At 37.7% G+C, this 17,932-nt stretch carries 24 protein-coding genes; 1 reads left to right on the top strand and 23 read right to left on the bottom strand.

The window, feature by feature from the left end; translation table 11 throughout:
- Nucleotides 1-24 precede the first annotated feature (24 nt).
- From ACNSTQ_RS09185 to ACNSTQ_RS09075, 23 genes are all read right to left on the bottom strand, one after another.
- Complete coding sequence (locus tag ACNSTQ_RS09185) at nucleotides 25-630, bottom strand: hypothetical protein (RefSeq protein ID WP_418199544.1); 606 nt, start codon at nucleotides 628-630, stop codon at nucleotides 25-27.
- Between the two features lie 770 nt (nucleotides 631-1,400).
- Nucleotides 1,401-2,285 carry a polyprenyl synthetase family protein gene (locus ACNSTQ_RS09180; protein WP_418199688.1) on the bottom strand — a complete coding sequence of 295 codons (885 nt, stop codon included), beginning with the start codon at nucleotides 2,283-2,285 and terminating at the stop codon, nucleotides 1,401-1,403.
- The gene (locus tag ACNSTQ_RS09175) at nucleotides 2,285-2,530 is read right to left on the bottom strand and encodes an exodeoxyribonuclease VII small subunit (RefSeq protein WP_418199543.1); all 246 of its coding nucleotides are present in this window, start codon (nucleotides 2,528-2,530) and stop codon (nucleotides 2,285-2,287) included. The genes ACNSTQ_RS09180 and ACNSTQ_RS09175 overlap by 1 nt, the downstream gene beginning before the upstream one ends.
- Entirely contained in the window at nucleotides 2,530-3,894 is a 1,365-nt protein-coding gene (xseA, locus tag ACNSTQ_RS09170; RefSeq protein ID WP_418199542.1) for an exodeoxyribonuclease VII large subunit, read from the bottom strand. Before xseA ends, ACNSTQ_RS09175 begins: the two co-directional genes overlap by 1 nt.
- Before the next feature lie 17 nt (nucleotides 3,895-3,911).
- Entirely contained in the window at nucleotides 3,912-4,757 is an 846-nt protein-coding gene (gene folD / locus ACNSTQ_RS09165) for a bifunctional methylenetetrahydrofolate dehydrogenase/methenyltetrahydrofolate cyclohydrolase FolD (protein WP_418199541.1), read from the bottom strand.
- A 42-nt stretch (nucleotides 4,758-4,799) separates the two neighbouring features.
- Entirely contained in the window at nucleotides 4,800-5,210 is a 411-nt protein-coding gene (nusB, locus tag ACNSTQ_RS09160) for a transcription antitermination factor NusB (RefSeq protein ID WP_418199540.1), read from the bottom strand.
- A gap of 233 nt (nucleotides 5,211-5,443) precedes the next feature.
- Nucleotides 5,444-5,848, bottom strand: a complete 405-nt coding sequence (locus ACNSTQ_RS09155; RefSeq protein WP_418199539.1) for an Asp23/Gls24 family envelope stress response protein — start codon at nucleotides 5,846-5,848, stop codon at nucleotides 5,444-5,446.
- 44 nt (nucleotides 5,849-5,892) lie between these two features.
- Nucleotides 5,893-7,245, bottom strand: coding sequence for an acetyl-CoA carboxylase biotin carboxylase subunit (gene accC, locus ACNSTQ_RS09150; RefSeq protein ID WP_418199687.1), 1,353 nt, complete (start codon nucleotides 7,243-7,245; stop codon nucleotides 5,893-5,895).
- A gap of 12 nt (nucleotides 7,246-7,257) precedes the next feature.
- Nucleotides 7,258-7,764: an acetyl-CoA carboxylase biotin carboxyl carrier protein gene (gene accB, locus ACNSTQ_RS09145; protein ID WP_418199686.1), complete on the bottom strand. Its 507-nt coding sequence runs from the start codon at nucleotides 7,762-7,764 to the stop codon at nucleotides 7,258-7,260.
- Between the two features lie 34 nt (nucleotides 7,765-7,798).
- Nucleotides 7,799-8,158: a hypothetical protein gene (locus tag ACNSTQ_RS09140; RefSeq protein WP_418199538.1), complete on the bottom strand. Its 360-nt coding sequence runs from the start codon at nucleotides 8,156-8,158 to the stop codon at nucleotides 7,799-7,801.
- Between the two features lie 272 nt (nucleotides 8,159-8,430).
- Nucleotides 8,431-9,051, bottom strand: a complete 621-nt coding sequence (locus ACNSTQ_RS09135) for a SpoIIIAH-like family protein (RefSeq protein ID WP_418199537.1) — start codon at nucleotides 9,049-9,051, stop codon at nucleotides 8,431-8,433.
- A gap of 3 nt (nucleotides 9,052-9,054) precedes the next feature.
- Nucleotides 9,055-9,717, bottom strand: coding sequence for a stage III sporulation protein AG (spoIIIAG, locus tag ACNSTQ_RS09130; protein WP_418199536.1), 663 nt, complete (start codon nucleotides 9,715-9,717; stop codon nucleotides 9,055-9,057).
- Nucleotide 9,718: 1 nt separating this feature from the next.
- Nucleotides 9,719-10,351: a stage III sporulation protein AF gene (gene spoIIIAF / locus ACNSTQ_RS09125; RefSeq protein ID WP_418199535.1), complete on the bottom strand. Its 633-nt coding sequence runs from the start codon at nucleotides 10,349-10,351 to the stop codon at nucleotides 9,719-9,721.
- Nucleotides 10,352-10,363: 12 nt separating this feature from the next.
- Nucleotides 10,364-11,533, bottom strand: coding sequence for a stage III sporulation protein AE (gene spoIIIAE / locus ACNSTQ_RS09120; RefSeq protein ID WP_418199534.1), 1,170 nt, complete (start codon nucleotides 11,531-11,533; stop codon nucleotides 10,364-10,366).
- A 48-nt stretch (nucleotides 11,534-11,581) separates the two neighbouring features.
- Nucleotides 11,582-11,977: a stage III sporulation protein AD gene (gene spoIIIAD, locus ACNSTQ_RS09115; RefSeq protein ID WP_418199533.1), complete on the bottom strand. Its 396-nt coding sequence runs from the start codon at nucleotides 11,975-11,977 to the stop codon at nucleotides 11,582-11,584.
- Nucleotides 11,978-11,983: 6 nt separating this feature from the next.
- Nucleotides 11,984-12,190 carry a stage III sporulation protein AC gene (spoIIIAC, locus tag ACNSTQ_RS09110; RefSeq protein WP_216829433.1) on the bottom strand — a complete coding sequence of 69 codons (207 nt, stop codon included), beginning with the start codon at nucleotides 12,188-12,190 and terminating at the stop codon, nucleotides 11,984-11,986.
- 42 nt (nucleotides 12,191-12,232) lie between these two features.
- Nucleotides 12,233-12,745, bottom strand: coding sequence for a stage III sporulation protein SpoIIIAB (gene spoIIIAB, locus ACNSTQ_RS09105; RefSeq protein WP_418199532.1), 513 nt, complete (start codon nucleotides 12,743-12,745; stop codon nucleotides 12,233-12,235).
- Complete coding sequence (gene spoIIIAA / locus ACNSTQ_RS09100) at nucleotides 12,742-13,671, bottom strand: stage III sporulation protein AA (protein WP_418199531.1); 930 nt, start codon at nucleotides 13,669-13,671, stop codon at nucleotides 12,742-12,744. Before spoIIIAA ends, spoIIIAB begins: the two co-directional genes overlap by 4 nt.
- A gap of 68 nt (nucleotides 13,672-13,739) precedes the next feature.
- Nucleotides 13,740-14,021 (bottom strand): YqhV family protein, encoded by a 282-nt coding sequence (locus tag ACNSTQ_RS09095; RefSeq protein ID WP_418199530.1) that lies wholly within the window; start codon nucleotides 14,019-14,021, stop codon nucleotides 13,740-13,742.
- 185 nt (nucleotides 14,022-14,206) lie between these two features.
- Complete coding sequence (gene efp / locus ACNSTQ_RS09090; RefSeq protein WP_418199529.1) at nucleotides 14,207-14,764, bottom strand: elongation factor P; 558 nt, start codon at nucleotides 14,762-14,764, stop codon at nucleotides 14,207-14,209.
- An 80-nt stretch (nucleotides 14,765-14,844) separates the two neighbouring features.
- Nucleotides 14,845-15,912 carry a M24 family metallopeptidase gene (locus tag ACNSTQ_RS09085; RefSeq protein ID WP_418199528.1) on the bottom strand — a complete coding sequence of 356 codons (1,068 nt, stop codon included), beginning with the start codon at nucleotides 15,910-15,912 and terminating at the stop codon, nucleotides 14,845-14,847.
- On the bottom strand, nucleotides 15,913-16,353 hold the full coding sequence (aroQ, locus tag ACNSTQ_RS09080; protein ID WP_418199527.1) for a type II 3-dehydroquinate dehydratase: 441 nt from the start codon (nucleotides 16,351-16,353) through the stop codon (nucleotides 15,913-15,915).
- A 342-nt stretch (nucleotides 16,354-16,695) separates the two neighbouring features.
- A complete protein-coding gene (locus ACNSTQ_RS09075) occupies nucleotides 16,696-17,241 on the bottom strand; it encodes a YqhR family membrane protein (protein ID WP_418199526.1) in 546 nt (181 codons plus the stop codon).
- Nucleotides 17,242-17,542: 301 nt separating this feature from the next.
- Between ACNSTQ_RS09075 and ACNSTQ_RS09070 the strand changes: the two genes are divergently transcribed.
- A complete protein-coding gene (locus tag ACNSTQ_RS09070; RefSeq protein WP_418199525.1) occupies nucleotides 17,543-17,914 on the top strand; it encodes an SA1362 family protein in 372 nt (123 codons plus the stop codon).
- Nucleotides 17,915-17,932: the final 18 nt, after the last annotated feature.

The following is a 17,932-nucleotide window of genomic DNA, read 5'->3' as shown; positions in this document are numbered from 1 at the left end:
AAGAACCCTCACTTTCAATTATTCTTATCTCTTTTTTTTACTTTTTCCGTTCTTACCATTATTAACAAAAAGTGTTATTTTTAATTTTACCTCTAAAATATATAATATTCTACCGACTTGATAGATAATAGGAGTAGAATATTGGATAGCCATCGTTTTTCCTATAGACTTTCCCCCAACAGTTAATGCGGCCACTACACTTGTAAATAAAACAGAAATAAAGAATTGGTATAGCGTTTCCTCACCGTGTCCAAGCTGTAAAGCAAGCTGAAGTACTACATATGCTGAAGCAGTTCCACTCACAATTCCTGCTATATCACCAATTACATCATTACAAAAATTTGCAAAGCGATCTGCGTTTCTTGTTATTTTTACAGCATGTTTTGCTCCTGTTAGTTTCCTTGCAGCCATCGCATGGAAAGGAGCTTCATCAGCAGCGGTCGCGGCTACACCAATTGTATCAAAAAAGACACCTATTAATACAATAAAAAACACTATAAGCATACCTATGCTCCAAGTTACGCCACTTAAGAGAAACGTCGATATAACTGAAAAAATAGCCGCTAACACAAGTGTGATAACGGCAATTCCTAAACTCCAATTTATGGATTTAATAAATGAGTGTTTCATTTATATTATTTGTCACCTATCTTTTTAAATTAAAAGAGACACAGTCCAACATTACACATCACTTATAATATATATGTATAATGCTGAGTGGTCATTTAAAGAGTAAACGCTGTGGCTTAGGTCCAGTAGGATTTCCCAGATACGTACCGAAGCGTCGCCGCTCTGGCGGTTTCCCTTTAAACCTATCTTAGCGCCGTCACCAAACGCTAGACTGGATTACCACTTAGTCCACACTTCAATCCTCTTTAAATGTCTTGCGAACAGTCTAGGAGTTTTCCTCAACAGCTCCTTGCTACTCTTTTATCCTCTTTTGCAGAGCAGATTTCATATGGCAAAGAGTAAACGTTGTTGGCCGACAACCTTTACGCCCACTTCCATAATCCCCTCTAACTCCACTCAAGGCAGGCTACGCTGCTGGCAGAACTACCCAAGTTTGCCTTAGCAGGTTCATACCTAATGTTACCACCGTTTGTATGCACTGCATACAGCAGTAAAATAAGGCCTCCACGGTGTGAGGGTCAACGCCCACATGCCTTTGTGGATCGCCCTCACACCTTAACACCCAGCGCCGACCCAAAGCTGGGCGCCTCAAGCCGACACAAGGAGCTTCATCGATGTGCCCTTTAGCGGATTTTTAGCCCCGCCTTCAAGAATAGAGAGCCGACTAGAATACTGCACCACTCTCTTTGTAGAGTTATTATATCACTAGATAGAAAATCGCTCAATGAAAATGTCTGTCAGCCGTAAAACATGTTTCCATCCCTAACAGTTTAGTGATCTCTTTCCACAATATAGTCGGTAAGCTCCATTAACAATGAGTTTTCAAGCTTTACATTATATAAATATTCTTTTGCGCGATTTGTATGCTCGAATAATTTTTCTTTTGCACCGTCCATCGTTAATAGTGATGGATAAGTACTTTTTTCGCTATCGAAATCACTACCTATAGGCTTACCAATCATAGCTGCGTCCCCCTCAATATCAAGAATATCATCCTTGATTTGAAAAACGAGACCAAGTTCTTTTCCAAATAAGCGTAATTGGTCAATCTCTTCCTCATTTGCTTGAGCTAAAATAGCCCCAGCTAAAACGGCGTACGTTAAAAGGTCGCCTGTTTTATGATGGTGGATGTACTCTAATTCCTCTAAGGTAAGATTTTTCCCTTCACCTTCCATATCAGCAACTTGTCCCCCGACCATTCCCTCAGGACCTGCTGCTTTTGCAAGTTCTTGGATTAGCTTTACCTTCATTCCATCAGTTACATTTGAGCTGTTCATTTCACTAATTAATTGAAATGAATAAGTAAGCAGCGCATCTCCTGCAAGAATAGCCATTGCTTCACCAAAGACTTTATGGTTCGTTGGTTTTCCTCTTCGTAAATCATCATCATCCATTGCCGGTAAGTCATCATGTATTAAAGAATATGTATGCAACATTTCTATGGCGCACGCGATACTAGTTCCAATTTTTTCATCACGATTAAAAGCATGAAGAGTGGCTAATAATAACACTGGACGAACTCGTTTTCCACCAGCAGAGAGCGAGTAAAGCATCGCTTCTTTCAGAGTGGATGGAGCTTCTAAGTGACTAATACACTTTGGTAATTGTTGTTCAATCTCTATTTTGCTTTTTTGTAAAAATTGTTTTAGATCAATCACTCTGCTTGATCCTCCTGAAACGATACTTCTTCTATTTGACCATCTTCAGTTAAAATTTGTTCTAATTGCTTTTCAACTACTGTCAGCTTATCGTGACAAAGCTTCGATAAGTTCATACCTTGTTGAAACATTGAAATCGCTTCTTCTAATGGTACGTCACCTTGCTCAAGCTTTTCAACGACACTTTCAAGCTCATTTATTGCATCTTCAAAAGATAATTCCTCTCGGTTTTGCTCGCTCATCACTCATCCACCTTTAATAAAGTTTCCTTTTTCGTATCTACAACTTGACAATTCACAGTTCCATCCATGACTCTGATCTGAACTGCGTCATCTAGACTCACATCAGTTATTGATTTTACTAACTCGTTACGATCGTTAAAAGCTAAACTATACCCACGTTCCATCATTCGCAACGGACTTAGTACTTCTAGTGTCTGTACTCGATTTTGAAATTGGTTTTGTTTTTCCTTTAGCAGCCATTTCATATTCCTTAAAAGTTGGTCTCTTAAAAATAATGACTGTTGCTTAGCTTCCAACAGCTTTGCATTGGGATGATTTCTCATTATGTCTTTCGTTAACTGATTTATCTGTTCTGACCGCTTATCTATAAGTCGGCGCATTTCACGTTCAAGACGATCATACAAACGGTCAAGCTCTTGCTCTTTTTGATGAACTAATTGCTGTGGGTAGCGAAAGGCATAGGATTTTTGTAAACGGTTTAACCTCTGCTTTTCTCGCTCGACCTTCTCCATTAAAGCTCGTCGTAATCTAAGCTTTTGCAAATCAATAGCTTTAACTAATTCTTTTAGTTCTGGAACGGCTAATTCTGCTGCTGCTGTTGGTGTTGCAGCTCGAATATCTGCAACAAAGTCAGCAATTGTAAAGTCCGTTTCATGACCTACTGCAGATATAATAGGAACTGTCGATTCATAAATAGCACGCGCTACTGCTTCTTCATTAAAAGCCCAGAGTTCCTCAATAGACCCTCCACCGCGACCGATAATTAACACATCAAACATATTGACTGCATTTGCTTGTCTGATAGCTTTTACAATCGAAGGTGCGGCGCCTTCACCCTGCACCAATACGGGTAATAACGTAATAGTAGCAATTGGAAATCTTCTTTTTATTGTTGTAATAATATCCCGAATCGCTGCCCCTGTTGGTGAAGTGGCAATCGCAATTCTCATAGAATAGTTTGGAAGAGGCTTTTTCAAATGCGGAGAAAAAAGGCCCTCAATTTCTAACTTTTCCTTTAATTGTTCATAGGCCATATACAGACTTCCGACACCATCTGGTTGCATTTCTCTAGCATACATTTGGTACTGTCCATATGATTCATATACAGTGATTTCACCACGAATAAGCACTTTCATACCATCTTCTGGTTTAAACTTTAGAAATCGATTATTCCCTGCAAACATGACCGCTTGCATTCGTGCTTGTTCATCCTTAATGGTAAAGTACATATGCCCGCGGTTATGATGCTTAAAGTTAGAAAGTTCACCTCTAATCCAAACATTTTGCAGAACATCGTCAGCTTCGAATTGCCTTTTTATGTATCGAGTCACTTCCGTTACAGATAATATATTTTCCCTAGACATAAGAACGGCTCCTTATCTTAACCTCGCTTTGCCGAAATAATCGTGTTATACAATAGCATCGTAATTGTCATCGGTCCAACTCCACCAGGAACAGGTGTTAAGTACGATGCAACTTCTTTTACATCATCAAAAACAACATCCCCGCACAATTTCCCTGTTTCAAGGCGATTGACACCGACATCAATAACTGCTGCTCCTTCTTTTACATAACTTGCATCAACAAAGTTTGCTTTCCCTACAGCAACGATTAATATATCTGCTTGTTTTGTTATATCCTTCATATTTTCTGTACGTGAATGACAGTATGTAACAGTTGCATTCTCATTTAATAATAGTTGTCCAACTGGCTTTCCAACAATATTACTTCTCCCAATCACGACTACATGTTTACCCTCTAATTTAATACCTTTAGACTTCAGCATTTCAACAATGCCAAATGGAGTACAAGGAAGGAACGTTTCTTCCCCAATCATCATTTTTCCAATACTGATCGGATGGAAGCCATCGACATCTTTTTCTGGACTGATTTTTTCAATTACTGCTCTTTCTGAAATATGCTTTGGTAATGGAAGTTGAACAAGAATTCCGTGTACTTCCTTATCATTATTTAAACTATCAATTAAATTTAACAGTTCTTCTTCAGAAATATCTTCTGATTTCTTAATAAGTAATGAACGGATGCCCACTTCCTCACATGCCTTTACTTTTCCGGATACATAAGACTTAGAAGCGGGGTGATCTCCGATTAAAATCACAGCTAAACCTGGGACAATCCCCTCTTTACTAAGTTGTTCTACTTCTACTTTCATTTCTTGTCTTTTGCTAGCTGCTAACTCTTTCCCACTAATAATCGTTGCTGACATTTTCTACACTCCTATCCCATTGGAACTGTTTTAGTACATCCTTTAGTTTTCTTCTTTATCTTTATTTATCACTTGAACTACATTAGATAAGACTCCATTAACAAAGCGACCGGACTCTTCCCCACCAAAAGCCTTTGCAAGTTCAATTGCTTCATTGAACGTAACATTCATCGGAATGTCATCAATGTATTTCATTTCGTGCACAGCCATACGAAGGACGGCACGGTCGACATTCCCAACTCTATCTAACGACCAATTCGAGAGATTTTTTGATAACATACCATCAATCTCTTCTTGATGTGACAAAGTTCCTGAAACGATTTTTTCTAAAAATGGAGTTATCTCCTCACCATCTTCAAGTGAGTTTGACAATGCTTCTTTCCATTCCACTGCTGTTAAGTCAATTTGAAAAAGAGCTTGAACGGCTCTTAAACGTGCTAGACGTCTATTCATACGTGTTTTCTCCTTCTGTTGCCTAATTATATGTATGATAATAGCATATTCTACTAGCTGATAACAGAGATTGCCGATATTTATTGAACATACGACTTTTTTGTAGAATTCTCTGGTTGCAACTATCGTACAATTATCAATTAGAAAACAGCCAAAGGCACAATCCTTTGGCTGTTTGTTTGCAAATAGTATTCCCATCGTCAAACCAGTTAATAACTATTTTACTTTAAAATTTATTCTTCAATAATTTCTTGTGGCTCTGTTTGAGCCTCAAATTGAACACCGACAACATGAACATTTACGGCTTCAAGGTCAATACCTGTCATCGTCTGTAACGCTTGTTTCACATTGGATTGAATTTTCTTAGCTACATCAGGAATAGACACGCCGTATATAATAATTACAGAAACATCCACAACTATTCCATCTTCTTTTAACTCAACTTTTACACCTTTTCCGTGATTCTTTCTACCTAATCGCTCGGCAACTCCTGTTGCAAAATTTCCCCTCATTGTTGCAACACCATCTACTTCTGATGATGCTATTCCTGCAATTACTTCAATTACTTCTGGAGAAATTTCTACTTTACCTAGCTCATTTTTTTGTTCCTCTAGGTCTATGATATGATTTTCTGCCATCGTATCGCACCTCCATCATTCAGCCTTATATTCATTTTACCATATTACGGTTGGGTTAAATCATATTGTTCTAAAAATTTCGTGTTAAATTCACCTGAAATAAACTTTTCATGACTAAGCAATTTTAAGTGAAACGGAATCGTAGTATCAATGCCTTCGATTTCAAACTCTGCCAACGCTCGTTTCATCCTTGCAAGCGCCTCTTCCCGAGTTGCGCCGTAAGTTATTACCTTCGCAATCATCGAGTCATAAAACGGAGATATCGTATACCCTGGGTATGCCGCTGAATCAATGCGCACACCTAGACCACCAGGAGGTAAATATTTTGTGATTTTTCCAGGTGAAGGCATGAAATTTTTACTTGGATTTTCAGCATTGATCCGACATTCAATCGACCAACCATTAAGCATAACATCTTCCTGTGTTACTGAAAGCTCCTTCCCAGAAGCTACAAGAAGTTGTTCTTTGATCAAATCAATTCCAGTAACCATCTCTGTTACTGGATGCTCAACTTGGATCCTCGTATTCATTTCCATAAAGTAAAATTGCCGCTCACGGTAATCATAGATGAATTCAACTGTCCCTGCACCTGAGTAATTAACTGCCTTTGCTGCTGCGACAGCTGCTTCACCCATTTTATCTCTCATTTCTTGGTCAAGCGCTGGTGAAGGAGTTTCTTCTAATAGTTTTTGCAATCTTCTTTGTATACTACAATCTCTTTCACCTAAATGAATAACATTACCATAGTTATCTGCAAGTACTTGAATTTCAACGTGGCGGAAGTCTTCTATGTATTTTTCCAAGTATACACCCGGGTTACCAAATGCCGTACTTGCTTCTTGTTGGGTAATTTGAACACCTTTTTTTAACTCTGCTTCATTGCGGGCGACACGAATTCCTTTTCCGCCACCGCCAGCCGTTGCTTTAATAATGACAGGGTATCCAATCTCACTAGCTACTTTTAAACCTGCTTCAACATCTTCAATAATCCCTTTAGAACCAGGAACAATTGGTACATTGGCCTGCGCCATTGTTTCTCTTGCCACATCTTTAGTTCCCATTCTATTAATGGCATCTGGACTTGGTCCAACGAATGTTACATTACATGCTGAACAAATTTCTGCAAAGTCAGCATTCTCAGCTAGAAATCCATATCCAGGGTGGATCGCATCCACCTCAGTTAATGTAGCTACACTCATAATGTTTGTGAAGTTTAAATAGCTTTTAGCCGAAGGAGTCGGACCGATACAAAACGCTTGGTCTGCCAGCCTAACATGAAGTGCGTCTTTATCAGCTTCTGAATAAACTGCAACAGTTTCAATACCTAACTCTTTACACGCTCGAATAATTCGAACGGCTATTTCTCCTCGGTTAGCAATTAGAACCTTTTTTATCATCATAAACTCTCCCTACTCTGGTTGAACAACGAATAATGGTTGTCCATATTCTACTAATTCCCCATTTTGAACGAGTATTTCTACAATTTTACCGTTAACTTCGGCTTCAAGTTCATTCATTAGCTTCATTGCTTCTAAGATACAAACAATCGTACTTTCATTGACATGGTCACCTGGTTTCACATAAGATTCTGCATCCGGCGCTGGTGCTGCATAAAATGTTCCTACCATTGGAGATTTAATAGTGACATGTTCATCATTCACCTTCATCTCAGTTTGGCCTGACTTTTCCGCCTCTACTGATGTTTTGGCTGCAACTGCTTTTGGCTCTTGTGCTGTGATGATTGGTTGAACGTTTTCTTGAACGGCTGGAGTTCCAACGATTGTTGATGAACTTAATGGTGAGTTCGTGTTTCTTTTAATCGTTATTTTCGTTCCATCTTGTTCGATTTTTAGTTCATCAATCGTCGACTTATCAATTACTCTTATCAATTCTTTTATATCTTGAACTTTTAACATCATTTTTTGTCCCTTCATGTTCCAGCTAATATATTTATTCCGTCATTTCTTTTTCTTCTGTTTCTTTAACTACTGCATCGTTCTTGTATTGACGAAAAATAGGAAACTCAGATAAGTTATCTGGAATTTTACCGTTCTCTAATAAAATTAGTTTGACAATGTTTTTATTTCTAGCCATATGAAACTTTTCGCCATATTCATTTTCTTTCGTGTATCGTTTGATGCTATCATAGTCATCTTCTTGAATAGATACTGTATATGTATTTCCGCCTTCTGTTTCAAAATCCTGCACAAATCCAACTTCAAATTCAACAATTTGAATGTTATCATTTTTCAAGTTACGAGTTTGTTCAAATACTGCTTTTGCACCTTCTGTTAAGTCATTCCATTCCACTATAATCACCTCATAAAATCATACTTACAATCTTTAGTACTCCGATATTGACGTATTATACCATTTCATCGTTTCCTACGCATTATAGTATAGCATGTTCCAAAAGAATAAAGATATAAACATCAAACATCAAGGTTGTTTTCGTAAACTTTGTTGCTTTTGGACCGTTTTCGCTTCACGCCTAGCGTGAAGAGCCAACATCAAAAAGAGACTAATATGATATTAGCCTCTTTACATACTTGTTCAAAAGGAGGACATCCTCTAACTTTTTCTTATTTTGATGGCTGATGCCCAACAACAACTAATCTTTCGCCTAATTGTTCGTTTGCCATTAGAAGAATTTCATTCGCTTGCTCTTTTGATAATTCATCTGCTCTTACAATGATTTTCACTTGCTCTTCTTCAGTTAATACTAATACATCTTTATATCCTTTTGAACGAATTAAGGTTTCTAATAAATTCTCTTTTTGTTCTAACGCTAGTAAGTTATTTTGTTTTTCTAATGCTTCCACTTTTACTTGTGCGGGTACATCTGCTTCTGCAATGATATTTGTATACTCTTGAAGCATTTTGCTGCGTGATACTTCACGATCTAAACGGATTTCCGTAAAGAACTCGTCACTATTAATCGCTGAAATCATTCCGTCTTCAACTTCCCCTTCGCCTTCTTCGTTACCTTCAGTCATCATTTCTTCCATTTCATCTTCTTCAATATTTACAGAAACTTGCCCAGCATCTTCTTCACCCATCATTTCTTCAATACCTTCCATATCTTCGTCCATATAAGCTAAATCCGTTGTGTTTTGTGGTTGAGATGTCATGTAGTACACTGATAAAACTACGATTAAACTAAGCATTGTTAATAACCATACTGTTTGTTTTTTTAATACCATTTTTTATTCCTCCTTTAATTTCTTAGGCATTACTGAGACTCGGTGAGCTGGAACATCAAGGACACGACTGACAGCTTCAACAACCCTTGCTTTCACTTGCATATTGTCAGCTCCTGCTGCTACAACAAGGACCCCACGGATTTCAGGCTTTTGCTTTTTTACTAAAAGCGGTTCCTCACTGTCTCCTTTACGGACGATGACGACCTGTTCGTCTCTCGTTAAGTCATCTACTTGTCTTGTTCCCCCTTCACGGTCGGTCTCATCGGTTTTCTGATGTTTTGTATGAATGTTTCGTTCATACACTCTTTTTTCGGTTTCTGCTAAATTGATCATAATGGAAACATCAGAAACCCCTATCATTTGTTCTAAAACTTCTTTTAATTGATTTTCATAGCGGATTTCATAGTCTTCCATCGTCATAGGACCGGAAGAGCTACTCCGTCCTAAAGCTGGCTCTGCTTCTTGATTCTCTTCTTGGTTAAACACTGGTTCACTTGGTGGAGCACTCTGATCATCACCAATGAAATTACCTAATATCATTAGTCCAACACCTACACAAAGAACCATAATCACGTATTGGATCGTATTTTTTTTCTTTGGACTGCCAGCTTTTTGATCAAACAGCTTTTTTAGCCATTGCTTATCCCCTTTATCACCTTTTTCCATATCATTGCTCCCCTCCTTCCCAGGCTAAAGAAATTTTATCTTTAGGAATTTGCCACTCATCTGCTAAAAATGTTTGAATGGGAACTGCATCTACTCTTGTCTCTTCTTCAGCAGGTAGTTCTTTCCGTGTGTCGATATTTACAACAGAAACTGCTTGAACGAGTTCACCTTCATTTTCCTCTTCTGCCACTCTTTTAAGATGCACTGTTACTTTTACAATGGCATCTTCATCTGTAGTATCAAAGGCAAATTCATCGAGGGTAATTTGAACACTATCAACTTCTACATCAAACTTTGCCACCAACTCCTCTTCTACTTGTCTCTTCATTGGGACAGCCATCTGTTCTGATATATATGCACGTTGTCCTCTTTCTATTTCTATTTTCTTTCTTTCTATTGAATTTTCTAAAGATTTTTCTGAAATGTGTTTATCATTTGAAAAATTTGGTAGAATATCGTTGATATCTTTAGAAAAGATGGAAAGCAAAGGATTTAGAATAATAACTAGTAACAGTAGACCAACAACCATCTTGACATAACGTTGCATACTGGAATTGGGTAATAGGAGCTCCAAGATCGTAGCTAGTAAAATAAATATAATAATATTGGTTAGCCATTCTGTTAAAAAGCTCATTTTTCACACTCCCTACCGCATCATTAATGAAACATTTCCTGCTGCAATGATAATCGTTAGAGCTAGGAAGAACATTAAGCATACTGTTGCTAGCGCTGCAAATATGAAAATAACCGACTTACCAATAATAGATAAACAATCAATAATTGGACCACCACCAAGCGGTTGAAGGACTGCAGCTGCAACTGTATAAATAATGGCAAGCGACAATACTTTGATCGCTGGAAATGCGCATAGCATGAGAAGTATCGCTAGACCAGCTAGTCCAACCGTATTTTTCAGCAAGACACTAGCACCCATTACAGTATCAGCAGCATCGGTAAACATTCTGCCGACAACTGGAACAAAATTCCCTGCAATAAACTTTGCTGTCCTAATTGTTATTCCATCCGCTACAGCAGACGTTGCACCTTGGACAGAAATAACACCTAAGAAAACTGTTAAAAATACTCCTAATATTCCAACACTAAAATTCCGTAAAAAATTTGCTAACTTCGTAACTTTGTAGTGGTCACTGAGCGTACTAACAATACTTAATATCGCAGAGAGGAACAGTAGCGGCATGACCACATGTTGAATGAGCAGTCCACTCGTATTAACGAGAAAAACAATTAATGGATGGAACAACGCCACTGATGAAATACTTCCAACAGCAGCCATTAAGGCTAATAGTAAAGGTAATAAGGCAATCATGAAGTGAATCATATTATTTATGGCATCCGATGCATACGTGATCGCAATATGAAAACTATTTAGCGCTATCACAATTAACACCATATAGGTGATGGCATAGGCAACTTTACTAATCGTATGCTGCTCAAAAGCATTTTGTAAGGATTGTAATACCATCGCAAAAATGGTTAATAGTATGAGTGATCCAAGAAGTTTTCCATTGACTAATAATTCATGAAGAAAAAATTTTATAAGTCCACCAAACCACTCTTTAATAGAAAACTCTTTTTCCCCTTTTACAAATTCCATGAATGTGCCTTTTTGACTTTCTGGAAGAAACCCCCCATATTCTGTTGCAATCTTGTCCCAAAATTCCTTGACTTCATCTACTCCTAAATTATCTAATTGTTCTTCTACAAAAGTTTGTTCATCAATCGTTGTAGTCTCAGCTGATACTTGAAATGGTATGAAGAATAGTAAAGCAAAAAAACATACGGTTAAGATGCGCATCTCTTCACCCCCTCTATTCGTAATAGGAGATGCTTGTACCACTCGATTTTAGCCCGGAATTAACGATATAATCATCTCGATAATGGAAGTCAAAATCGGGATAGCCATAACTAGAATTAATATTTTCCCTGCTAACTCTATCTTGGAAGCGATTGCTGCTTGTCCAGCATCTTTTGCAATTTGTGCTCCAAATTCAGCAATATAGGCAATGCCAATAATTTTTAAGATCGTTTGAACATAGACCATATTAATATTGGCACTTTTTGCAATATCCTCGAGCATTGTAACCACTTTGACTATCTCATCTATGATAAATAAGAAAATTAGTATCCCAACGAATACAGTTAATAGAAAAGCAAAGGTCGGCTTTTGTTCTTTTACAACTAGAGCAAGGAAGGTGGTGATCAGACCTAGTCCAACGATTTGAATGATTTCAATGGTCACCACCCCCTAACCTTGAAATAAGAATACACCTTTTATTTTTTGGAATAAGTCATCAACGATTGATGCCACCATATAAAGGACTACGACAAAACCAATGAGTGTTACCCATTGTGCCCAATCGTCTTTTCCCATTTGTTTTAGAACGGTATGAATCATGGCAACAACAATCCCTATTCCTGCGATTTGAAAGATGGTATTTACATCATATGCCACCGTTAAACCCTCCCTTATTCCTCAGGATGCAAAAATAATTGCTTATAACATTAAAATAATGATGAGTAAACCCGTTAAGAAACCTAAACTTTTTATCATCTTTTCATATCGATTTTGGCGATCTTTTGCTTCGCTTTCTTCACGCTCAAGGTGATTAATAGTAAGTAAGATTTGTTTCTGCTGGTTCGTTCGATCATGTTGACCTAGTGTCGTACCAAATTGTTGCATTATTTCATACTCTGCGTCGCACAGGGCCGTAAGCTGCCATGTTTCTTTCAAGCTTTCTTCCCATGCAACCGGTACACTTTCTTCTTGATTTTTCAACCTTTGAGCAAATCGTGAAAAGAAATAGGACACTGGCTTAGGCATTTGTTTAGCTAAGTTACTACAAGCGTCCGCTAATGGTGTCATACCATACATAATTTCAGCTTCTAGGGACTGAAGCGCAATTTTTAATTGTCTAAGTTGGCGAGGACGTTCACTTAGCCTTCTTGCAATTTCAAAACCGACCCAAGTCGTAGCAATTAAAATGATGATTGCACCTATAAGCTTCAAATAACGCTCACCACATCTTTCCGAAGCTGATTACGAATTCTCCGAATGCCCCCTGCAGAATTCCTTCTCGTGAGTTCAATGCATCGATGAAACACATGAGCTTTCATTAAACCTGAAATGGTCGGACGGTGATCTAACTCTTCCATATCAAAACCATGTACTGTAGTAATAATTTTAACGCCAGCATGGATCGCTTCCATGATTGCTGTTGCATCCTCCTGCCGACCAATTTCATCTACAATTAACACATCAGGACTCATCGAACGGATCATCATCATCATCCCTTCCGCTTTCGGACAACCATCTAGTACATCAATTCGATGCCCCAATTCGTGTTGCGGTACACCTCTTACACTAGCAGCTATTTCAGAGCGTTCATCAACAATACCTACCTTACAAGGCGGTATATTTAATTCGGGTACTCCACTACTGACGATGCGGGCAATATCTCTTAATAACGTTGTCTTCCCGGTCTGTGGTGCTCCAACGATTAATGTATTTTGCCACCCTTTTTGATAAATGTGCGGAACTACCTTATTTGCAACACCTATCTTTTGTCTGGCAACCCTAATGTTGTATGAGCTAATATCTCTTAGTGCTTTCACTTGCCCTTGTTCAATAATCACCTTTCCAGCTAAACCAACTCGATGTCCGCCGCGGATTGTAATAAATCCCCGTTTCAATTCCTCTTCAAAAGCATATAATGAATATTGACTAAGTTGATTTAATAGCTGTTGACCATCTTCTGGTCTAACCTTATACATTTGTCTTCGAACTTCAGGATAGAAGGGTTTTCCACATGCGATGATTTCTAATGGTCGGTTCACACGAATACGGATTTCTTCTAACTCTTTTTTTATTGAGTCTGGACACTGAGTAATAAGCTTAGCAATTGGCTCTGGCAAAACATCTAGTACTTCCTCCATATTTCTCTCTCCTTCATCCTCAAAAGCTAGTCTCAACCAAATGTATGCACACACAGCTTGTTTATTCCTTATCTTTTAATCCCTATAAGAATTAACGTTACTCCTAGTCCAATGAGTATGAGCTTACTGGCTGACAGTTTGTCTGCTAATCCAATGAGCCCTATTGTCATCGTAGTAATTAAAACAAGCGGTCCAACAATAGCTAAAATTGCATTGATAGCTACAGCTTTTTCAATACTGTTGAACTTTAGCATAAGCCCAGCTGCAGATAGTTCGATCAACCCTGAAATGACTCGCAATAAAACCATTCCTAGTAACGCTGTTTCAATTCCTGTTAAGAAGCCTTTCATCTCATTCACCTCTAAGCGAAACTCTCTTTGTACAACCTATGATGCAAGTGAGCAGTTCAGAACAGCTTGTTTGAAAAATAAAAAAGAAGCCGATACATTGTTCAGCTTCTTTCAACACCGTATTGTTTCAGTTTCTTCAGTAGATTAAAAAAGAGCTTAATGCAAATGCATCAAGCTCTTCAGAATTAGGCACGCGACACGTAATCACCGTTACGAGTATCAATAATTAAAACATCACCTTGGTTAATAAAGAATGGCACTTGTACCGTTAACCCAGTTTCAAGAGTTGCCGGCTTTGTACCTCCACTTGCTGTGTCACCTTTAATTCCTGGCTCTGTTTCTGTCACTTCTAGTTCAACTGTATTTGGAACTTCTACCCCTAAAATTTCAGTTTGGTAAGTCATGATATGAACTTCCATATTTTCTTTTAGGAATTTTAATTCGCGTTCAATTTGTGATGCCGGTAGTTCAATTTGTTCATATGATTCGTTATCCATAAATGTATGTGTATCACCACTGGCATATAAGTATTGCATTTTGCGATTTTCAATGTGTGCTTTAGCTACTTTTTCACCAGCACGGAATGTTTTTTCTTGGATCCCGCCTGTACGAATGTTACGTAATTTCGTACGAACAAATGCAGCACCTTTACCTGGCTTTACATGCTGGAATTCAAGTACTTGCCAAATTCCGTTATCTACTTCAATCGTTAATCCAGTTCTTAAATCATTTACAGAAATCATGTTTTGTCCTCCATCTTCGTTCAATCAAAAGTTTAATTCACTATAAAAATATACCATACATTATCTGTTGGGTGCATAATTTATTCGCCGACGAAAAGTAGTTCCTTAGTGGATTTTGTAAACGAACGATTTCCATCTTCAGTAATGAGAGTATCATCCTCTATACGAGTTCCGCCTACACCAGAAATATAAATTCCTGGTTCAACCGTCACAATCATACCTGGCTCCAAAATCGTATCTGACTTTGTTGATAATGAAGGTCCTTCGTGAACCTCCATTCCTAGGCCGTGCCCAGTTGAATGACCAAAATACTCACCATACCCTTGCTCGGTAATATAATCACGAGTTAAAGCATCAGCCTGTTTCCCAGTTAGCCCTGGCTTAATTCCGTCCATTCCTCGTTTTTGTGCTTCTAAAACTGTATCATAAATCCTTCTTAACTCATCGCTAATTTGGCCAACGGCTAGCGTACGAGTAATATCTGAACAGTATCCTTGATAATAGGCACCAAAATCAAGTGTAACTAGCTCTCCTTTTTCAATGACCTTATCGCTGGCTACACCGTGAGGAAGAGCAGAACGTAATCCTGACGCTACAATAATATCAAATGATGATGAAGCTGCACCTTGTTTTCTCATGAAAAATTCGAGTTCATTAGCTACATCGAGTTCTGTTAAGCCTGGTCTTATGTATTTCGTAATATGATCAAACGCTGCATCAGCTATTTCTGCTGCTGCAGTAATGATTTTAATTTCACGTTCATCTTTTATTAATCGAAGCTTTTCAACTACCCCACTTACAGGAATAAGGTTTCCTTGTACTTGTTTTTTATAAATTTCAAACGTTTGATACGTCGTATGATCACTCTCAAATCCTAACTGACTAATTCCCATGTTTTGCGCTTGCTTCGCTACTTCTTCAAAAATAGGTCCTGTATGTTGTACAACCTCAAAACCAGCCGCCTGAGTTTGGGCTTGTTCCACATAACGAAAATCTGTAATAAATTTAGCTTCTTTTTCTGACACAAGCGCTACCCCAGCTGTACCAGTAAAATTCGTCATATACCGACGATTATAAGGGCTTGCGATTAATAATCCATCAATACCTTGCTCTTTAAATGTTGCACGTAAATTTTGTAAACGTTCCATTTAATTTCCCCCTTTGATAATTGCTTGAATTGCAAGCTCATATCCAACAAAACCTAATCCGACAATCTGCCCTCTTGTAACAGGTGAAATGACCGAGGTATGTCGAAAAGTTTCTCTGGCATGCACATTTGAAATATGTACCTCAATAACAGGTAATGAAATACTAGCAATTGCATCTCTAATTGCATAACTATAATGAGTAAACGCTCCTGGATTGATAACAATACCTACTACGAAGCCAGTATTTTGTGCTTCGTGAATCCAATCGATAATTTGTCCTTCAGAATTGGATTGTTTACATATCACATCATAACCAAGACCTTTACCATGTTCTACAAGCCTACTCTCTAAGTCAGCTAGTGTTTCATGACCATAAATATCAGGTTCTCGCATTCCAAGTCGATTAAGATTTGGTCCATTAATTACAAGAATCGAGTTCATTGATTCTTTCTCCTCTTTTTGAAATAGACTCTTAGAGCAGGCTTGTGATCAACGGTTGATTTGGGCTCTTCGTGCTTAATTAAAAGCTGTTTTCTTAAACTGTGTTGCTATTGGACCGTAAACCAAGCGTAGCTTGGTTTACGGTCCAATAGCTTAAAGCAACAATCTTGTAGAAAAGAGACTAAGTAAAATATCGCACTGTTCAGTTTTCTTTACCGTCAATGAGCCCAAGCCACCAATTAGTATCACTTTAATTAATACTCTATAGAGCCAGTAAGTATTTTTCTTTATGGTTTATTCTACCATAGTTTTTTCTTCTTTTGCCAATGAACACGTTTAACATTAAGATGATTGTACTCTTTTCAACTCTTGATATTCAAAGGAAATTGAGTACCCAATAAACACACCATATAGCAGGTACAAACATAAAGTAGTTATTATAGTGTTCGAATCTAGGTTTGCCACACTTTTTAGTCCAGGGAAAATTGGATTCAATAAGTAAAACACAATTAACCACAAAATAATTCCGTATACCGCTCCTGCCCACATACTATTTACCTTTTCAAGTAATAGCTTATAAATAAATGCAACTAGGATTGATAACAATGCAATAACAACAATTCCAACGATTTGTCCAATATAGCCATTCTTCCAATTACCTAAAGCCCACGGCATCAATACAAGAGCAGGGCCAATTCGTGCAAAATTAAAAAAGAAGGCAATATAACCTAGCGTACTCCATAATAACCCCCCGACTACTCCAATGGTTGCAACTTTGGCATTATATGACATCGGGTCATCTTTTTGGTTTTGTTCTAATGATTGTTGATTTTCCAATGTACACCACCTCCAATTGTAGTATGTCCCATCTTTTTCTATAGTTTTCATTAAATTTCATTTCCATTCATTTGGCCGTTAAATGGATATCTTTAGAAATTTTCTAGAAATATGTGTAATTTAAATAATAAAGGGGAAATCTATGAACAGGAAGATATCAATAGAGGAATTATGGACATTGTTGTAGAATATAAATTAAAAAATAATAATTTATGTTTAGATTCCTTAACTTATGCAACTATGATAATCGAGGCCATGCAGTCTCAGACACATAAATCAAAAATAAAGTGTAATAAATTCTTTGTAGATCTTCTATAAATCAACTTTTGCTAATTCTGTGGAGGTGAGCCAAATGTCTCGTAAAATGTACAATCCTCTTGTTTTAATTCTTATTGGGTTAGCTGTGTTCGGCTTTTTTTATCGACTAATTACAGAGCCGTTACAATTATTGACCCAGTTCATTATTTTTGGGGCTATTGCTGCAATCCTATTTTTCTTGTACAAACGCTTCCTTGCGAAGCAATTTGGAGTGGAAGGGACCTCTCACCGTCCGAAACAACAGGTCAAAAATAAAATAAAGAAAACGACCAACGTCATCCCGCATCGTAAGAAGGCTGGACAAAAGAAAGCATCCAATCGTACGCTAAATAAACGAAGTTCAGCACCAACTTTAACAGTGATTGAAGGAAAAAAAGGAAAGAAAAAAAATCGTGCACTGTTTTAAGTTGCGCGATTTTTTCTT

This window comes from Alkalihalobacterium sp. APHAB7, assembly GCF_048323755.1.
In the GTDB taxonomy this organism is placed as follows: domain Bacteria; phylum Bacillota; class Bacilli; order Bacillales; family Bacillaceae_F; genus Alkalihalobacterium.
Note: the sequence above shows the minus strand (reverse complement) of the source record. Positions and strands in the feature narration are given on the sequence as shown.

Coding starts and splice junctions, on each gene's coding strand:
- ACNSTQ_RS09185 (WP_418199544.1), bottom strand. CDS start 630: ATGAAACACTCATTTATTAAATCCATAAATTGGAGTTTAGGAATTGCC.
- ACNSTQ_RS09175 (WP_418199543.1), bottom strand. CDS start 2,530: ATGAGCGAGCAAAACCGAGAGGAATTATCTTTTGAAGATGCAATAAAT.
- xseA (WP_418199542.1), bottom strand. CDS start 3,894: ATGTCTAGGGAAAATATATTATCTGTAACGGAAGTGACTCGATACATA.
- folD (WP_418199541.1), bottom strand. CDS start 4,757: ATGTCAGCAACGATTATTAGTGGGAAAGAGTTAGCAGCTAGCAAAAGA.
- nusB (WP_418199540.1), bottom strand. CDS start 5,210: ATGAATAGACGTCTAGCACGTTTAAGAGCCGTTCAAGCTCTTTTTCAA.
- ACNSTQ_RS09155 (WP_418199539.1), bottom strand. CDS start 5,848: ATGGCAGAAAATCATATCATAGACCTAGAGGAACAAAAAAATGAGCTA.
- accC (WP_418199687.1), bottom strand. CDS start 7,245: ATGATAAAAAAGGTTCTAATTGCTAACCGAGGAGAAATAGCCGTTCGA.
- accB (WP_418199686.1), bottom strand. CDS start 7,764: ATGTTAAAAGTTCAAGATATAAAAGAATTGATAAGAGTAATTGATAAG.
- ACNSTQ_RS09135 (WP_418199537.1), bottom strand. CDS start 9,051: ATGGTATTAAAAAAACAAACAGTATGGTTATTAACAATGCTTAGTTTA.
- spoIIIAG (WP_418199536.1), bottom strand. CDS start 9,717: ATGGAAAAAGGTGATAAAGGGGATAAGCAATGGCTAAAAAAGCTGTTT.
- spoIIIAF (WP_418199535.1), bottom strand. CDS start 10,351: ATGAGCTTTTTAACAGAATGGCTAACCAATATTATTATATTTATTTTA.
- spoIIIAE (WP_418199534.1), bottom strand. CDS start 11,533: ATGCGCATCTTAACCGTATGTTTTTTTGCTTTACTATTCTTCATACCA.
- spoIIIAA (WP_418199531.1), bottom strand. CDS start 13,671: ATGGAGGAAGTACTAGATGTTTTGCCAGAGCCAATTGCTAAGCTTATT.
- ACNSTQ_RS09095 (WP_418199530.1), bottom strand. CDS start 14,021: ATGAAAGGCTTCTTAACAGGAATTGAAACAGCGTTACTAGGAATGGTT.
- efp (WP_418199529.1), bottom strand. CDS start 14,764: ATGATTTCTGTAAATGATTTAAGAACTGGATTAACGATTGAAGTAGAT.
- ACNSTQ_RS09085 (WP_418199528.1), bottom strand. CDS start 15,912: ATGGAACGTTTACAAAATTTACGTGCAACATTTAAAGAGCAAGGTATT.
- aroQ (WP_418199527.1), bottom strand. CDS start 16,353: ATGAACTCGATTCTTGTAATTAATGGACCAAATCTTAATCGACTTGGA.
- ACNSTQ_RS09075 (WP_418199526.1), bottom strand. CDS start 17,241: ATGAAAACTATAGAAAAAGATGGGACATACTACAATTGGAGGTGGTGT.
- ACNSTQ_RS09070 (WP_418199525.1), top strand. CDS start 17,543: ATGTCTCGTAAAATGTACAATCCTCTTGTTTTAATTCTTATTGGGTTA.